This is a genomic window from Membranihabitans maritimus (assembly GCF_021729145.1).
In the GTDB taxonomy this organism is placed as follows: Bacteria; Bacteroidota; Bacteroidia; order Chitinophagales; family Saprospiraceae; genus Membranihabitans; species Membranihabitans maritimus.
On sequence record NZ_JAJSLW010000003.1, the window covers coordinates 357,846 to 374,803 of the forward strand.

13 protein-coding genes are annotated in these 16,958 nt (G+C 39.8%); 9 read left to right on the forward strand and 4 right to left on the reverse strand.

Annotated features, from left to right (window positions below):
* Position 1 precedes the first annotated feature (1 nt).
* Positions 2–1,228: a DUF4934 domain-containing protein gene (locus LVD47_RS05360; protein WP_236974524.1), complete on the reverse strand. Its 1,227-nt coding sequence runs from the start codon at positions 1,226–1,228 to the stop codon at positions 2–4.
* A 324-nt stretch (positions 1,229–1,552) separates the two neighbouring features.
* Here LVD47_RS05360 and LVD47_RS05365 point away from each other — a divergent pair, with 324 nt between their 5' ends.
* Complete coding sequence (locus LVD47_RS05365) at positions 1,553–3,175, forward strand: alanine/glycine:cation symporter family protein (protein ID WP_236974525.1); 1,623 nt, start codon at positions 1,553–1,555, stop codon at positions 3,173–3,175.
* A gap of 245 nt (positions 3,176–3,420) precedes the next feature.
* Here the strand turns inward: LVD47_RS05365 and LVD47_RS05370 are convergent, their stop codons facing one another.
* From LVD47_RS05370 to LVD47_RS05380, 3 genes are all read right to left on the reverse strand, one after another.
* Positions 3,421–4,542: an efflux RND transporter periplasmic adaptor subunit gene (locus tag LVD47_RS05370; RefSeq protein WP_236974526.1), complete on the reverse strand. Its 1,122-nt coding sequence runs from the start codon at positions 4,540–4,542 to the stop codon at positions 3,421–3,423.
* 111 nt (positions 4,543–4,653) lie between these two features.
* On the reverse strand, positions 4,654–6,597 hold the full coding sequence (locus tag LVD47_RS05375; protein ID WP_236974527.1) for a TolC family protein: 1,944 nt from the start codon (positions 6,595–6,597) through the stop codon (positions 4,654–4,656).
* Positions 6,594–9,626 carry an efflux RND transporter permease subunit gene (locus LVD47_RS05380; protein WP_236974528.1) on the reverse strand — a complete coding sequence of 1,011 codons (3,033 nt, stop codon included), beginning with the start codon at positions 9,624–9,626 and terminating at the stop codon, positions 6,594–6,596. The genes LVD47_RS05375 and LVD47_RS05380 overlap by 4 nt, the downstream gene beginning before the upstream one ends.
* Before the next feature lie 583 nt (positions 9,627–10,209).
* On the opposite strand from LVD47_RS05380, the gene LVD47_RS05385 reads away from it, so the two are divergent.
* The 8 genes from LVD47_RS05385 (at position 10,210) to LVD47_RS05420 (ending at position 16,812) form a co-directional block, all read left to right on the forward strand.
* Positions 10,210–10,557 (forward strand): LytTR family DNA-binding domain-containing protein, encoded by a 348-nt coding sequence (locus LVD47_RS05385; RefSeq protein WP_236974529.1) that lies wholly within the window; start codon positions 10,210–10,212, stop codon positions 10,555–10,557.
* 68 nt (positions 10,558–10,625) lie between these two features.
* Positions 10,626–12,542, forward strand: a complete 1,917-nt coding sequence (locus LVD47_RS05390) for an O-antigen ligase family protein (protein ID WP_236974530.1) — start codon at positions 10,626–10,628, stop codon at positions 12,540–12,542.
* A gap of 21 nt (positions 12,543–12,563) precedes the next feature.
* Positions 12,564–12,878, forward strand: a complete 315-nt coding sequence (locus LVD47_RS05395) for a hypothetical protein (protein ID WP_236974531.1) — start codon at positions 12,564–12,566, stop codon at positions 12,876–12,878.
* A gap of 80 nt (positions 12,879–12,958) precedes the next feature.
* A complete protein-coding gene (locus LVD47_RS05400; protein ID WP_236974532.1) occupies positions 12,959–14,122 on the forward strand; it encodes a DUF4934 domain-containing protein in 1,164 nt (387 codons plus the stop codon).
* A gap of 62 nt (positions 14,123–14,184) precedes the next feature.
* Positions 14,185–14,442, forward strand: coding sequence for a hypothetical protein (locus LVD47_RS05405; RefSeq protein ID WP_236974533.1), 258 nt, complete (start codon positions 14,185–14,187; stop codon positions 14,440–14,442).
* A gap of 31 nt (positions 14,443–14,473) precedes the next feature.
* Positions 14,474–14,785, forward strand: coding sequence for a hypothetical protein (locus LVD47_RS05410; protein WP_236974534.1), 312 nt, complete (start codon positions 14,474–14,476; stop codon positions 14,783–14,785).
* A 20-nt stretch (positions 14,786–14,805) separates the two neighbouring features.
* Positions 14,806–15,999, forward strand: coding sequence for a DUF4934 domain-containing protein (locus LVD47_RS05415; protein WP_236974535.1), 1,194 nt, complete (start codon positions 14,806–14,808; stop codon positions 15,997–15,999).
* 51 nt (positions 16,000–16,050) lie between these two features.
* Entirely contained in the window at positions 16,051–16,812 is a 762-nt protein-coding gene (locus LVD47_RS05420; protein ID WP_236974536.1) for a hypothetical protein, read from the forward strand.
* Positions 16,813–16,958: the final 146 nt, after the last annotated feature.

The window sequence follows — 16,958 nt, forward strand, 5'->3', positions numbered from 1 at the left end:
ATTAATTCCACTGCCCACTGAGAATATAAACATTGTCTTCAATATCTATTGTTTTCAGCAATTCCCCGGCCTCAGTCTTATCAGGACGATTGGAAAATGCTATTTCCTCTATCTGATCGTATAAAGTAATCGCATCAAAGACTTTTACAAAATAGCCATTGGCACTCCAAAACCTATTATCATCGAACGCAAGCTTCAATCCACCCGGTAATTCAACCGTATAATCCCTGATATGGAAACTCCTGTTATTTTCCCGGTCGTGAAATACTTTGGAAAATTCAACATACATGAAAAGTTCACCTTCCGCAGAAACACTACCTCCTCCATACCTCAACATTTCCATGGTAATCAGTGAAGGGGTGATCGATTGGATAGAATAATCCCGCAAGCCGGATATGTACGCTGTCTCTTTATCCGGATCTCCTTTCACCGAAATATACTTTTCTGCCGAGTACTTTTGCAGTCCCTTGTCATAAAGCCAGAATGGCGTAATTTCCATCTCTGAATTTACTGTAAATATCGTGTCAGACTGCGGAATATGAACAATAGTATTACGATCATTTTTGAGTAAAAACGGATGACCCATATTCATAATGGAGGACCCTATCTTTAATGCGTGAACCTTCTTACTATCCAAATCAATACTCTCTATCCAATATTCCGAAGTATCACCTCCAATAGTACTTTCCAACAATTCCAGTTGGCCATCATCCGATAAATTAATATCCCTTACAGCCCTTTTTGCACTGGAAGGATGAGTATATACATCATGGCCGGACGACAAAGAATACACCGGGACGGGATCAAAACTATTGAAGGTTTGTACCGCCAGCATTTTTGCCCGGGAATTATATACCAGTTTACGGGGATACAGGTACTCGCCAGGTCCCTTTCCGGAACTGCCAATTACCTGGTCAAATGCACCAGAGGCTGAAAACACCTTGATGGGCTTTCCTTGCTCTACCGTAAAAATATATTCGGAGTCTACCATCGCATACACCACTTTCCCAAAGTCGACCAGAGCGGCTTCCTGTTTATCTAACGAACGAAGGGATATATTCCGGGTCCAATTATCCAATTCTAGGGAAAGGGTATCCCGGACGGAATTGAGATTGATGACATGTTCCGTGTTCTTTTGTAAAATTTTGGTTTCCGTACCATCATGGCGTTGGCAACTTACAATTGTAAAAATAAAGAGGACATAAAGCAAGGAAGGCAAGTAAGTCATATACATTCATTTTTTTGGAAAATTTGTACTGTCCACACCTGTATAAGATGTATATACCCTGGAAATTGTTGCAATGAAAGAAAATAATCTAACTATAGATAAAAGACTTAAAATGTATTTGGAGCCGATAAAACCAGGCCAAAAATTCGTCATTGAATTAAGTGATGATTCGATGGTTATCTTCTTGAAGTACAGTACCTAAAAGTAGTAAAAAGCCTTCTTCGAAATCACAACTCATTCTAAATTAACGAATTGAAATTTGTTAATAGAAGTATTTTTTAAGATATTGCGCGCGGCTTTAATTTAATCGAAAGCAAAAAATTTATGATTCAAAAAGTAGTAATTTTCTTTTTTAGTTTATTATTTCCATTCATTTCTAAATCTCAAAGTTCAGGTGAAAGCATAGAAGATAAAATTCAGGAAGGGTTTGAACCTTTTGCCAGTGCTGTATACAATTTCATATTCTATCCCCTGACATTAGGGGAATTTAAGATTCCCATAGTTGTTATCGTACTTATTTTTGGAGGGATCTTTTTTACTATATATTTTAATTTTGCCAATATCAGGCTTTCGCGTGTAGCAGTCAATGCCACACGCGGGAAGTACGATGAAGTGGACCACTTTGGCGTTCTCGAAGCAGAAGATGATCCTACGCCCGGGGGTGATGCTATTGAAACCGTCCGGAATGAGGAAGTGGTAGGAGAAGTAACGCATTTTCAAGCGCTTACAGCTGCCCTGTCAGCGACTGTAGGCCTGGGAAATATCGCAGGTGTATCTATCGCTATCGCATTGGGAGGACCCGGTGCGGTAATATGGATGATGTTAGTAGGGCTGCTCGGCATGTCTACGAAACTGGTAGAAGCTACACTCGGTGTAAAATACCGCGAAGTGGACGAAGAAGGAAAAACGTACGGTGGGCCAATGTATTATCTCAGGACTGGTCTTGCAGAAAAAAATCTACCAATATTAGGAAAAGTCCTGGCAGCAATGTTTGCTATTTGCGTAGTAGGAGGTTCCCTGGGAAGTGGAAATATGTTCCAGTCCAATCAGGCAGCTTCACAGTTTCAATTGCTATTTGATCTTGAATCCGGCTTTTGGTTTGGCGTATTGATAGCGGTCCTGGTGGGTCTCGTCATTATTGGAGGTATTAAAAGAATAGGAAAGGTAACAGAAAGGATAGTGCCCTTTATGGCAATTATGTTTGTAGGATCGGCACTATTTATTTTGTTTATGAATTTCGATATGATACCGGGAGCCTTCAGCTTGATCTGGCAAGGGGCATTTAATCCCAGTGCTGCTATGGGTGGGTTCATCGGTGTGATGATCGTAGGCTTTCAACGGGGGGCTTTTTCCAACGAGGCAGGTGTAGGATCATCAGCTATTGCCCACTCCGCAGTAAAAACCCGTTATCCTGCCAGTGAGGGATTAGTAGCGTCTATTGGCCCGCTGGTAGATACCGTAATCATTTGTACCATGACGGCGTTGGTGATTATCATTACCAATCTAAAAAATAATTTGTTTGACTATTCCAATCTGGATGAAAATGGAAATGTAATACTCAATAAAACAGGAGAAGCGTTGGGGGGTGTAGATCTCACTTCAATAGCATTTGAATCCGTGATTCCCAACTTCTCGATTTTACTGACAATTGCAGTTATACTGTTTGCCTTTTCCACTATGTTATCGTGGTCTTATTATGGAATACAAGGTTGGAAATACCTCTTTGGTAAGGGGAAAGTTGCAGACTTATCCTATAAAGCTTTATTCCTGGTCTTTATTATTGTTGGTGCATCTTCCAGTATGGGTGCGGTAGTAGAATTTGCAGATGCAATGTTATTTGCGATGGTATTTCCCAATATGATTGGGTTGATTATTCTGGCACCAAAGGTCCGAAAGGAAATAAAACGGTACTTGCGGGCCATTCGCAAAGTAGTAAAGGAAGAGTGATTCCATTTTCAAAAGGAGAATTGGGATTAATCAAGAAGTTGGACCAGGTTATGCTGACAGTTGGGAATGATGTATTCAATAATACCCAATAGACTATAAAATGCTATTTCAATGGAAAGTTTTTATCCGATAGTCTCGTTAAAGAGCCTAGTCGCCCTGCATCCTCACAGGATGACTACTTTTTTCACCTGACTCTTGAATAATATCCAATTCAAATTTAGATTGCATATTATTATTGGGTATCATTACCGGTTTTCCTGTTTATCTACCACCTTCACTTCTTCCAAATGTGCCAGGTCAAAATTATTGGATAAAATAATCGTGTCACCGACCTCAATACCTTCCCTGATAAGATAGGACGTACTGTTTTCATCCTGCAATTCCACATAATTCCAATAGGCCCTGTTTTCCTGTAAAGTGAATACGACCAACTTATTTTGCCGGTCAACTACCGCTGTTTTGGGCAAGACAATAACGTCTGGAATAGCATCGCGAATATAAATATTGACCCGCATACCATCCATCAGGATGTTGGATGGAGATTGCAATTGGGCCCTGCAAACAATCATACCTTCTTCATTAACCACAGGACTTATCTGAACAATTCTTCCCAAACCGGTATCATTACTGCGTTGGAAAAAGGGTTCAACCCCTATTTCCTGGCCATTTGCCACCCGGTGAATTTCGGATTCCAACACCGGGAATTCAACAAATAATTGCTGATTATCAACCAGGGTACATACTTTCTGGTAAGCAGAGGAATGGGCCCCTTCATTGACCCGAACATCTGAAATAACACCTGAAAAAGGGGCAACAATTCGCGTTTGTACCCGTTCATGCTCAAGCCTTTTACGCTCATTTTCTTGAATGGGAAGGTTAAATTCAATTGCTGCATTATTGCGAATTTCATCGGGTATACTATCCGGAAAATCGGGATTATATCCCAGATTAATAAAATGATTTTCCATCGTAAGCCGGGTTTGTACCATTTCCGCCTCCAGTTTTTCGATTTGGTTTTGGATAGAAAAATCATCCATCTGTACCAACAAGTCCCCTTTTGATACTTTTTGTCCGGGCGCTATGGCTACTTTTTTGATTATGCCCTGGCTGGTAAATGGCACTTCAATCTCACGTCTTGCCTTTACTTTACCCTGCGAAATAATTTCCTTTTGAAAAGTCTGAAGCTCAAGGATTGCTGTCTCCACTTCTGTCAATCGCTCATCGTAGACTTCGGTCGCCGTAGGGGTAGTATCCTCAGTCCCTTCCACCGGATTGTCCGAACAAGCTGCTATACATAGCATAGCCAAAAGAAAACAAAAAAATAAAACGGGTGAACAAGTCCGGTTTATGTAAGCTTTTTTATTCATACCACTAAAATTATATTTTACCCCTCGATTCTTCGATGTCAACTCTCAGGGATTTTATTCATCTAAAAATCATCTTTTACAATTTTCATCTTAAACAGTTACTGCTCCGAATCATTCTTCCAGTATCAAAGGCTGATCCATTTCAAAATCGTACAACGTAATGGACCGGACCTGGTAATATAGTTTCACTGCAGTAGCACGCGTCTGGAAATACGTCAATGTAGCATTGTCCAGGGTACTGCGGTTTTGATTCAGGGTATTCCAGTCCGTTTGTCCCCGCAGGTATTGATCCCGCACGAGTTCATAAATCTCTTCTGCCGTATTCATAGCAGCCCTGTCAACATCAATTTTTTCTTTGAGATACCGATATTGACTGTACAATTCGATAACCTGCCGGGACAATTCCCTTTCTTCCGCCTCGAGATTCAACTGCAATTGCTGAAGCTGTTGGTCCGCCAATTGACGGTTGATATCTCTCCTTCCCCAATCCGTTATCGGCATTTGCAGACCAACCGAAAGTAATTCCCGGTCCTGAAATCCATTCCGCAAACCCGAAAATTCCTCCGCGCTGTTGTTTGCACCCAATTGAGCCGTAATATCCAGCGATACTCCCCGGTCCTTTTCCGCCTCTTCAATATCCCGTTCAGCCTGGGCCATTCTCAACCGTATATCCGCAGTCCGAGCCCTGTTGCTAATGGCTTGTTCTATAGCACTGGCGATATTTATAGGAGGTAATTCAATTTCATCCGGGCTCACAGGCATAAGGTATATCGCACGGTCCAATCCTGCCAGGTCACTTAAAGACCTGCTCATATTTTGATACTCCAATAAAAGAGAACGGTATTCTATCCCACTTTGCAAGGTATCGAGTGCCAGTTGTTTCATATTCGCAAGGCTGCCGCTTCCCCGTTCAAAAAGTTTTTGTTTGATATTCAGCAGGTCTTTTGAATCATTAATCCGGCTACGCGTCATTTCCAAACGCCGCCGGGATAGTTCCAGGTCGTAAAATTGGTTAATGACCCGGTAAATTACACTTTCCTGCTGAAGTATGCGCTGCGCATCCGTCCGGTCTTCCTGGCGCTCCAGGATCTCCTTCTGCCACTTCAGGGCATTAAATTGAAAAAGGGGTTGTTCGAATTGGATGTTAATGGGAACGAATGTGTAGCTCTTGCGATAATCGTTGAAGTCCGTAGCAAATTGATCCAACCGCTCCAGGTCGGAAAAAATCCGGATTTGTCCACCGGTCGAAGCCAGTTGGTAGTTCAATGATGCAGAAATGTTATTCCGCATATAGGATCGATTAAGAAAGCTTTCCGTCCCATCGTCCAGGGGAATGGCATCTATGGAACGATTGAGTGCGGGGAGCTGTGCATTGAGATACAAAGTAGGCTTGAGAAATGTCTCGAACCGGTCGTATTCCAGACTGGCTATAGAATACTGGATGTTCGCCAATTCCATATCTGGGGCATCGGACAAAGCAATTTCTATCAAATCATCCGAAGACAAATAGACAGTATCAGCGAAGTGTTGCTGGCCAATAGCGGAAAGGGAAAATAGCAAAACCAAAGCCAAAATAACAAATAAATTACTGCCTGAAAAATCGGGTAATTTTTTCGGCTGGAAGAGGGAAGTCCGAAATCTGAAGTCCGGAATAGGAAGTCCGGAGTCCGGAGTCCCTGATCTGGAGAATAAAGCAGAAAAGCCCAATTTACAAGCTACAAGTTTTATCCACAGCATTTGAAATATTGGCTCCAGGAAAAAATAGGAATTGGAAAAGGTTCCCTTTCCAAAATTTACATCTCGAATCTCTCGCCTCGAAACTCGTAACTCACAACTTCCAACTCTTGGCTTACAGCTTACAACTTGCGGCTTGTGGTTTCTTACTCCCGGCTCCCAGATCTGAACTCCCGGCTCACCAATCCGTCCTTTCCCGCTCTCCTCTTTCTCGCGGCTTAGCGATCCGTAGAAAGATTGCAGCTCACAGCTTACAGCTTCCGGCTCCCGGCTCCCGACTTCCAACTTCTCTCTTCCAACTTCCTGCTTACAACTATTCATTTTTCCAATTTTTGACTAGAATACTTCATCCAATAGTATAATTTGGGAATAAAAAACAAACTCACAAGGGTCCCGACAATCATACTACCTATTAGGCTTATCGCCAATGGCTTTTGCAATACCGTACCAAAACTATCCCCTATAAGGTAAGGAGTCATAGCCAGAATCGTAGTCAGCGAAGTCATCAATATAGGGTAAAGGCGTTTTTGCCCCCCGATATGTGTTGCTTCTTTCAGCGGAATTCCCGACAAATGCAACCGGTTGATTGTATCGATTTTTATAATCGAATCATTAATGATGATTCCTATCGTGACGACCATACCGATCATTGACATGGCGTTGATCGTCGAACCGGTCAACCAAAGAGCCAGTAAAGCCCCGGCTATCGACACGGGGATTTCCATAATAACAATAAAAGGGGTCACCAGGGACTCGAACTGGGCCGCAATAATCAGGTATAGCAATAAAATAGCTACCAACAAAGCCAGTGAAATTTCCCGGACCATCGCCCGGTTCTCCATTACGGAAGAACGGATACTGAAATTCTCCGTGGGAAATTCTTTTTTCCGGGCGGTTATAGCTTCATCCAATTTTTCCAGGTTTGCCTGTACTATCTTTTCAGGGATATAAGGCCCCCGCTGATCAGCATAAATATATTTCATACGCTGACGAGTGGACGTATTGAAAAAGTGGTCAATGGTAAAAGTTTGCCCTTCGTTATTTTGCACCCTGATATTGCCGAACAATTCACTTAATCCGGTTTGGTTCTTCGTCAACACAATCGGTACATCCCGGTCCATTTGACCCAGCTCGGATAATTGTACCTTGTTGATATTTTGAGATATTACTTCCAATAGGTAATTTTTGTTCATATCATAGCGGAGTAGTTGCCGGTCACGTGATCTGAGTACTACTACCTCTCTTGTAGGGGGATCCGACCGGATATCGATTCCAAAGGTACCGGCCCATTCTTCTTTCAGGTCGTAGTGTTGTTCAAGCGCCTTCTCTTCCCTGTTTTGATTGTGATAATACGCCAATACGGTTTCTTCCGATGTAGAGGGAAAAATAATTTCGAAGATATCGCGGTCCGGATTTATTTCCACCACTGCTTCCGGGTAATTTTCGCGGAAAAATAGGTTGATCCTGCTCTTTATTTGAGGTAATTCACCGGGCGAAGTAAAAGACAGGAAAATATTGGATGATTCCCCGTCCAACTGGTAATGGTTATTGAGCACAAACTGCTGGGGCCCTATGTACGCCTGAAAATCTACTACCTGGGAAGACAACGCTTTATGCAATTTTTCTATACGGTCATCCATATTTTGTGTAGAAAGCGGCGTATTCCAGAGAACAGACAACTGCATTGACGTCCTGGGCAAAGCAGGCATCTTCTCTTTTTTGAGATTTTGATAAGCGAGAACCCCGCCCCCCAAAACAATAACAACAGTAATGGAAAATAACACACTTCTTTCAAAGGTAAAATGAAATCCTTTGTCATAGGCCCTACGTATGCCGTTGGGCCTTGAATCTTCCGTTTGTATTTTCATAGGCTTATCCCGGAACATCCTGAAAAACAAGACCGGAATAAAAATAATGGCTACGATATAACTCACCAACAGGCATATACTTACAGACAGGGCCTGGTCATAAAACAGGGCACCGGCCAGGTCACTCAAAAAAATAAGGGGTAAAAACACCGCACAGGTAGTCAGCATAGAGGAGAGCAAAGGCATAGCCATTTCATTCGTTCCGCGGATACAGGCTTCTTCCATGGTTTGCCCTGACCGGGCTTCCTGGGTAATATTATCCAGGATAATGATTCCATTGTCGATCATCATCCCTATCCCCATAATGATCCCCGAAAGGGAAATAATATTAATGCTCAGTCCAAACAAGTAGAGAAAAAGTACACTGATGGCCAGACTCAGCGGCGTCACTATACCTATGATAACGGGAATACGCCGGTCACGGTAGAAAAAAAATACGATAACCGTCGCGAGGAGGCATCCCAGCCAAAGGGCGGTTCGCATGCCGCTTATACTGAGGTTAAGCAACTGTGCCTGGTCCCGGTTCGTGTGAAATACCAAATCAGTATGGGTGGATTCCAGTTCTGTAATGACGTCTCCTACTTCTTCCTGGAAAGTGGACATACGGGCATTGAAATCTTTGAATATGGCCATATTGATCCCCGGAGCCCCATCAGTTGTAAAAATTCCTTCCGGTTCGCTTTCCGCAAAATGGATATCCGCCAATTCACGGAGGTAAAAAACCCTGCCTTTGATTTTGAGCGGGGTATTTTTGAGATCATCCAGGGAATTGATCGGTCTGCCCACGCGGATCAGATATTCATAATCGCGCTCGCGAACCCGGATATTTCCTAGCGAAATATTGGCATCGGCAATGGCCTGTTGCAGGTTTTGATGGGTAATTCCCAGTGACTGCATGCGCTTTTCATCCGGGATCATTTCTATATGGGAGGATACGGTCCCGGTTATATCCGCCATGGAAACGGAAGGTAGCTGTTCCAGCCTTCTCCTTACAGTCCGGGAGCTAAATTCACTTAAGGTAACTTTGTCCCCGCTTGCATCCAGGATGTCCCGGTATCGCACGCTCAGGTAAAGGGTGGGAATATCCGAGGCTTTGGTTTTGATCACTACGGGACGTTTGAGGTCTTCCGGAAGCGAATTTATGGCAAGATCCAGTTTTTCATTTACTTCTACGAAAGCCAGGTCAATATCTTTTCCATATGGGAACCGGGCGGTCAGGATGCCCTGTTCATCGGCAGCTTTGGATTCGAGGGTTTCCAGTCCCCCTACTTGTTGGATATTTTGCCGGAGCGGGGCCAAAACACTTTGCTCTATTTCCGAAGCGGAATGATCCGGATAGGATGCATAGATACTGATGGTAGGGATATCGATATCCGGGAGTAATGTAACAGCAATATTGCGGATGGAAAAAGCGGCCAGGACCAGGACGGCCAGGAAAGACATAAGGACAGATACCGGTTTGTGGATAAGGAACTTAATCATTTCACGCGTCTGTTTCTTTACGTCATAGAATTCTTACGTATGTAAAAAGGATGCTTTTGAAATTTCCAAAATACAATATAAAGGGGTGAATCTGCCATCGGCCAGGGCGTTTTATTCTGTTTTTAAATATATTTTATTTATTAAATATAGTAATATTTGAATTCATACATAATAATTCGGGAATTATTGTCAAAAGAAACGGATTGTATTTGATTGGTATTTTATTGATTCTAATGACATTGGGTACAATATTTCATTCATCCGTACCTATTCAGCTGACAACATTATGGATACTCTTTTAAAACAGTAAATTCGAGCTCAATTCTCAACTCTCCTTCCGTGTCAATCATCATAGTCAAAAACTTAATCAATATTCTTATAACAACATCTTCTATTAGGGTAAAATATAGCAATACAAATATATCTATTTTTTTTGAATTCAAAATAATAATTATGTATAAACGTAAAAATATAAAATTTTAGCTTTATTAATTTGAATAAATATTTTTTTTAACTAATTTGGGTACGTTACCGAAATGATAGCAATTCCCGTTATGTTTTACGTCACCCTAAACATTGCAACTTGAAAAGTAAAAAACATTATACTATTAAAGGAGAAAGTGGAATCCTGAGATTCTCCGGCTCGGAATTAATGTATATTGAAGTTGACGGATATCTGTCCACTTTTTATTTTGAAGACGGATCTACTTTTTCAAAAACGGTTTCTCTTAAAAAACTCGAAGAGCAATTAGACGAATCTTTTTTTCGGATCAACCGTAATTGTATCGTAAATTTATCGCAAAGATTGAAGTTTATGAAAAAGGAACGAAGATTGAGTATCCGTGAGAAAACCACCTTAACAGTTTCCAACCGGCAAATCAAAAAGCTTGAAAAAACATTAATGTCTCTTGATAATACGTTTATAGGATAAACTATAACGCTTAAAGGTTCTGAATCCAATTATTATAACAATGAAAAGAAACATTATATCTTTTCATTGTGAAAATCAGATATTCAACCATATTACCCACTATCGCAGCGCTTACGTTAATACTATTAATTGGCCTGCCATTAATGTACATACCCGTTTCTGTTCCCGGAATACCGGTGTGGTACCAGGATTCTTTTTTTATAGCTTTGACAGTAATGGGTTTGGCTGCCATATTTTTGATAATTTCTACTGTATTAGGAGGGAGCTATAAGGAGGGGCTCCCTAACCGGTTTCGATGGAATACAGTTGATTCGGCGGTGGTCATACTATTGGTATATGTAGCCCTGAGACAGATTTTTCCTGTCAGCATCACTTTGGGACAGTCAACATGGGTACAGATAGCCTTTTTATCGGGTATTTATTTTATTGGTAGGGGTTTGTATTCCCTATTGGATAAAAAATCCATACCTGTATTGATCGCAGGGATTTTGATGGTTGGAATTGGACAAGCCGTTTACGGCCTTGGGCAATTATATGGATTCTGGCCTTCCCACCACGGGTTATTCCCTCTAACCGGATCATTTTTCAATCCCGGGCCGTATAGCTGTTGGCTGGCATGCATGATACCGGTGGCCGTATATACTATTATGCCGCAGGGATCTACAATACTGAGGGTTTCAGGGTGGATCTTTCTTTTCCTGGTAGGAGCGGTATTAATCCCCGCAGGGTCCCGGGCGGGAATACTGGCAGCTTTAGGGGGAGCATTCATCGTGTTATGGCCCAGAATTAAAACATGGACATTCTGGAAATCGAAAGGGGTAAAAATCGGTATGGGAGCCGCACTGATCATATTATTGACGGGGTTATATTTCCTCAAAAGAGATTCTGCGGACGGTCGGTTATTGATCTGGAAAGTAAGTACGGAAATGATCGCAGATAACCCATTGTTTGGAGTGGGATGGGACCGGTTCCCCGTAATGTACAATCAGTACCAATCCCATTATTTTAACAGCGGAAAAGGAAGTGAACAGGAACAGTACCTGGCGGATTATGTGAACTACCCTTTCAATGAATTAGTAGGCTGGACCGCAGAAATGGGTATCATGGGTATATTTTTATTATTAGTCATAGGAGGCCTACTCTTCTATATATGGCGACAAAAGAAGAAATTCGGCAAGATCGGCCCGGTTGATCGACTTGTACTATCGCTGGTAGTGACCTGGAGTGTGTTTGCCTTTTTTTCCTATCCGTCAGAAGTGCCGGCATTGACTATATTGGGCGTATTGGCTTTTGCTGCCCTGGTCACCTCATTCTTTAGGTATTCGGAGTCGATATCTTTTGGCTTTATTCCCAACGCAAATCGATTGCCGGATTCATTCACAGAACGGGCTGGTAGTATGGCGCTCATTATTTTGATTGCCGCTACAGCGGTTTACGGCCGCATCTGGAATCGTCAATACAAGCCTGTTTCCAAAGAATGGATTAGCGCCAATGCCAATTATCAATTGGGAAGTTATTCCCTGGCTAACGAGATCTACCTCCGGCTTTGGTCCGATTTACAGAATGAAGGCGCTTACCTCCAGTTTGCCGGCAAGTCGCTATCGATGACGCGTAATTTTTACCAATCCGCGCAGTACCTGGAGCGGGCCTTGTATTTTTCATCGGACCCAGTGATCTTTACCACACTGGGACAGGACTATACCTTATTCGGAAAGGTCGAACCAGAAAAAATGGACCGTGCAGAGAAACTATTACAAGAAGTCAAGTATATGCAGCCCAGCCACTACTATCCTCGATACTTGCTGATGGAATTATACGAACGTATGAAAAAAGAAAATTATAAACGAGAAGAAGCCTCGGGTATCCTAACCCTGGATACCAAGGTGGATTCGGAAGCCGTACAGGAGATCCGTATGAAGGCACAAGAGATAGTACTCGGTGATCCTTTTGAAACAAAGATTGAAAACATAAATATTCAAGAATAAATACTATTTATTAATTGAAAAATGAAGAAGAAACGTAAAATTTTAGGAATCGCAGGTGGACTTCTGTTTATGGCCTTTGTGGCTGTGAACCTTACGGTAAGTCAATCTTATCAGGGAAATGAGTCGGTGGCTCAATTAACTTTGGTAGAATTGGCAGCTAAGGCACAGAGTGGGGATGAGCACGGTTGTCAGAGTGATCAATTCCCACCGGTATATGTTGGTTGTGGCGGACAGTGGGGGTGCTGTCATGAGTGCGAACCAAATCCGTATTTGGTGGAACAATGTAACTGGACCGGATATACAAAAGATTTTTGTCCTTGGGAGTGTGGTATGTAAATATTTATCCGAAAAGCGCATTATTACTTTAATGCTTTTTGCAAGTAAAGAAGGTTGAAAAACTTTCCTATAAATAAATTATGAAAAAATACGCATTATATGTTATTCTCATATTATTTTTTTCATGTTGTAGTGATGAAAATTTAAATACCGATAAAAAAATTCATTTAGATTTTTCTGAAAAATTAGATTCCATTCCAATTGATTCAATCCTAGTTTCTATGGAGCTGGTTCCGTTAGAATTAACTGAGAAGTCTGCGATTGGATCTCCAAGGAAGTTTCTACACGTAGATAGTTTTTATTTTTTTTTAGATTCAAAGCCTATATCACTGATTCAATTTAGTGAGTCCGGAAATTTTATTCGCAGGATAGGGAAGAGAGGGAATGGTCCGTATGAATTTCGATTATTAACAGATTTTGTTCTCAATCCATTTACCCAAAACATTGATTTACTCGATCCAACAGGAAAAATTATTTCCTACAATTATAGGCAAAATCAATTTGTTGACGAAAAAAACCTTGACTTTTCAAACAGTGATTTGAGGGCAGTGCATAGTATGATGAACTTAAGTCATAATATTGTTTTGTTGCATTCAAAATCAGATCGATACCAATTGCATTGGTACGACCTTTATAAAGAGCAATTGATAAAATCAGACTTTAAGAGAAAATATGATTTTGGTATTAATTCATTAGTGAGCTTGAAGAGATATAATAATAAAGTATATTTTATAAATATTTTTGACTACAGCTTGTATGAAATAAATGAGAAGAATTTCATTTTAGTGAAAGAATTAGACCTTGATGATTTAGATTATCGAAGTAATAGTAGAATTGAGCAATTTACATTTGAAAAAAGGTCAGAGACAAATTATGATGAAGCTAATATGGTTTTTAAAGAAAATAAAACAGTATTTCCATTTTTAAATTTTTTTTTGGGAATGCACTCGATTTCCTTTTATCGTAATAATAAAGTTGTGACGTTAAAAATTGATGAACACGGAGAAAACCATAAACTGGTCCGGTTTTTAGATTCCCAAGCTAATGAAATAAATACTGCAATGTATGAAAGTGAAAAATTTGTCTATGGTTGGATAATGAATGCATCAGATTATAAATCTTATTTCCCTAAAACTTTTTTAACGAGGAATAATCTTGAGATCCTTCATGGGTGGACACCGGGAGACAATCCTATATTGATAAAGTATTTTATAGATGTTAAGAATTCAATACAAGCAGAGTGATTGGTTTTGTCTGTATAATCCTAACAAAGATTTTAATGTGGTCTTGAAAATCCAATTACATAGTGAAATTGGACGGAAGTACCAAATTGGAAAAAGCAAAATATATGCAACCGGCGCTTTACTATCCGAGGTATCTTTTGATGGAATTATACACACGTATGAACAAAGAAGACTATAGACAAGAAGAGGCTTCGGACATGCTTGCCCTGGACACAAAAGTAGATTCGGAAGCTGTGCAAGAAATACGTATGAAGGCACAAGAGATAGTACTCGGTGATCCTTTTGAAACAAAGATTGAAAACATAAATATTCAAGAATAAATACTATTTATTAATTTAAAAATTTTGAAAAATGAAGAAGAAACGTAAAATTTTAGGAATCGCAGGTGGACTTCTGTTTATGGCCTTTGTGGCTGTAAATTTGACTGTGAGCCGAAACTATCAAGGTGATGAATCAGTGGTTCAATTAAGCTTGAAAGAATTATCAGCTAAAGCTCAGACTACCGATGAGTGCTGGAACCCTTTTACTCATCAGGTCGTTCCATGCAATACACGGTCTGATTTTTTATGTCCTGGCACTCAAAACACTTGGGTAATTCGTTGCATTTGGCATATGGACGGTTACTCAAGTTGTACTCCTGACATGCAAGATTTATGTCCATGATTTTTACTAATTTGAAATGTATGAGAAGTATAGTACTTTTTTTAATATTATCAGGATGTGTTCAATCGCATCCTGATAATATTACAAATGTTTCCATTAATATTGATTATAATGATGCAATAGAGGTTAATGAGTTGGATTTGGTGAAAGATATTTCACTCATTCAACTGGACACATCGTATTACTTAAGGCATGAAGTTTTAAAACGTATATTATTAAACAATAATAGAGTTGCTGTCTTACAGGCAGGAGCTTCCTGTAGCTGTGCTGATTTTATTTTATTTGATTCGCAAGGGAACCATATTAAAACAATTGACGGTTTCCATGATGGAAATCAAAATTTTGCCTTTGCCACAGATATTACTTTTGATAAAGAATTACAAGAATATAAGATATTGTCCAGAAACCCAAACAAGATTGTAAGTATTAATTTGTCCGGTAAAATCACTGGAGAAACTTTACTTCCTTTTACAGAAACATATATGGATTTCTTCTATTTTAATGGTAAATATTTGTTTTTTTCAGACAATGCAATGTTTTCTCACCAGAACAAACATAATATTCTAATTACAGATTCAGAATACAATAATATGGCAAATTATGATCCCATAACCAACCTGCAAAACCAAAGTTTTGTGTTAAATAAAGACAAAATATTTTATGATTATACTAATGAAGATTTTTTATATCTACCATCTCCAATTATAGATTCTATCTATCAAATATCCTCATTGGGTGAATTCAAAGAAAGAGGATCAATCAAAAAAAGTCAAACATTTTCTAATAGTGAAAAAAGGAAAATTATTAATAGTGAAGCTCCATTTCAGACTTTAATGGATATTTACAGAAATAGTAATATTCTTTCTTTTAATATAATAAATCAAATATATAAGGTAAACGATTATATCATAATACCTTCGTCACACAAATCAAGCAGGTATTATACTATAATTTCTGAATCGACTAATCAAATAAAAACTTTGAAATTAGATAATAACCTATTATTTCATCGTATTTTCAGTAATAGTCAGAATGGATATTTTTTCCCTATTGGGGCTTACTCGCTTATAAGAACAGTTCAATCCAATCCTGGAGAATGGAATAATGATAAGGCAAAAGAAATAATAAATTTAGCTTCGCACCTTGATGAAAATGATAACTTTATTTTGGTCCAGTTCAAATGGGATATAGATTTTTTACAGAGTTTCTTTTAAAGAAAAAATTTATTTAAAGATTTAAGAATAATTTGAAAGGAAATTTAAATAATGAAATTGCTGTCAATTCTATCTTTAACCTTAATATTATCCACATGTGGGAATCAAGATTTGAGCGATGAATTAGAAAAAGCTCTTTCTCTGGCAACTGATAATCAATTAGAATTAGAAAAAGTCCTGGATCATTATTCCGAAGACCACCTAAAATACCAGGCCGCAGAATACCTGATCACGAATATGGTTCCCTATCAGTATAATGAAATCCTCCCAGGATACGAATCCGTATTTGACAGCATGACGAATGTAACCCTGACAGACGATGCAAAAAGAACGTCAGTGTTCAAAACCCTCCTTACCGAAAAGGCAAAGGAAGTAGGCAACCAACCGGGAGCGATAAAATACGATATCCGGGAAGTCAGTTCGGAATTCCTGATCGAGAACATCGACCTGGCCTTCGAGGCCTGGCAGGAAATCCCTGAGGATAAGCGGGCAACTTTTCAAGAATTCTGTCAATATATATTACCTTATCGCAATAAAGATGAACCCATCGAGCCAGGAATACGACGGATGCTGAAAGAAGAATATTCCTGGGTAGTGGATGCACTCAAGGATGGAGAAGATTTCGCAAAGGTACGGGATTCCGTAATGTGGAAGTTTCATTACCGGAATATAATTAATGTTCGAGACTATTATCCCACTACCCAGAGCAATTGCGATACAGGTACCGGAGGTGGACCTCTTTGGGAGAAAAAGTGGCAACCGATACGGTACTGTATTTTGACAGCGTTCCAAAAAATTCTTTGCTCTTGCTAAAAAACCATACGCGGGGACGAGAGGAATATGTATTTACGGTGAATGAGGATAAGGAGTCCCGCAATTCTGCGCATTAGGAAGAATTAAGATTTAACAAATATATTTTTTCACAATGTGAAGTTCGATTTTTGTCTTTAGAGTAGTAG

Bases quoted from the DNA above. Each gene is read 5' to 3' on its own strand.
- LVD47_RS05410 (WP_236974534.1), top strand. From the start codon at position 14,474: ATGAAGAAGAAACGTAAAATTTTAGGAATCGCAGGTGGACTTCTGTTT.
- LVD47_RS05370 (WP_236974526.1), bottom strand. From the start codon at position 4,542: ATGAATAAAAAAGCTTACATAAACCGGACTTGTTCACCCGTTTTATTT.
- LVD47_RS05380 (WP_236974528.1), bottom strand. From the start codon at position 9,626: ATGATTAAGTTCCTTATCCACAAACCGGTATCTGTCCTTATGTCTTTC.
- LVD47_RS05375 (WP_236974527.1), bottom strand. From the start codon at position 6,597: ATGAATAGTTGTAAGCAGGAAGTTGGAAGAGAGAAGTTGGAAGTCGGG.
- LVD47_RS05400 (WP_236974532.1), top strand. From the start codon at position 12,959: ATGAAAAAATACGCATTATATGTTATTCTCATATTATTTTTTTCATGT.
- LVD47_RS05360 (WP_236974524.1), bottom strand. From the start codon at position 1,228: ATGACTTACTTGCCTTCCTTGCTTTATGTCCTCTTTATTTTTACAATT.
- LVD47_RS05415 (WP_236974535.1), top strand. From the start codon at position 14,806: ATGAGAAGTATAGTACTTTTTTTAATATTATCAGGATGTGTTCAATCG.
- LVD47_RS05420 (WP_236974536.1), top strand. From the start codon at position 16,051: ATGAAATTGCTGTCAATTCTATCTTTAACCTTAATATTATCCACATGT.
- LVD47_RS05395 (WP_236974531.1), top strand. From the start codon at position 12,564: ATGAAGAAGAAACGTAAAATTTTAGGAATCGCAGGTGGACTTCTGTTT.
- LVD47_RS05365 (WP_236974525.1), top strand. From the start codon at position 1,553: ATGATTCAAAAAGTAGTAATTTTCTTTTTTAGTTTATTATTTCCATTC.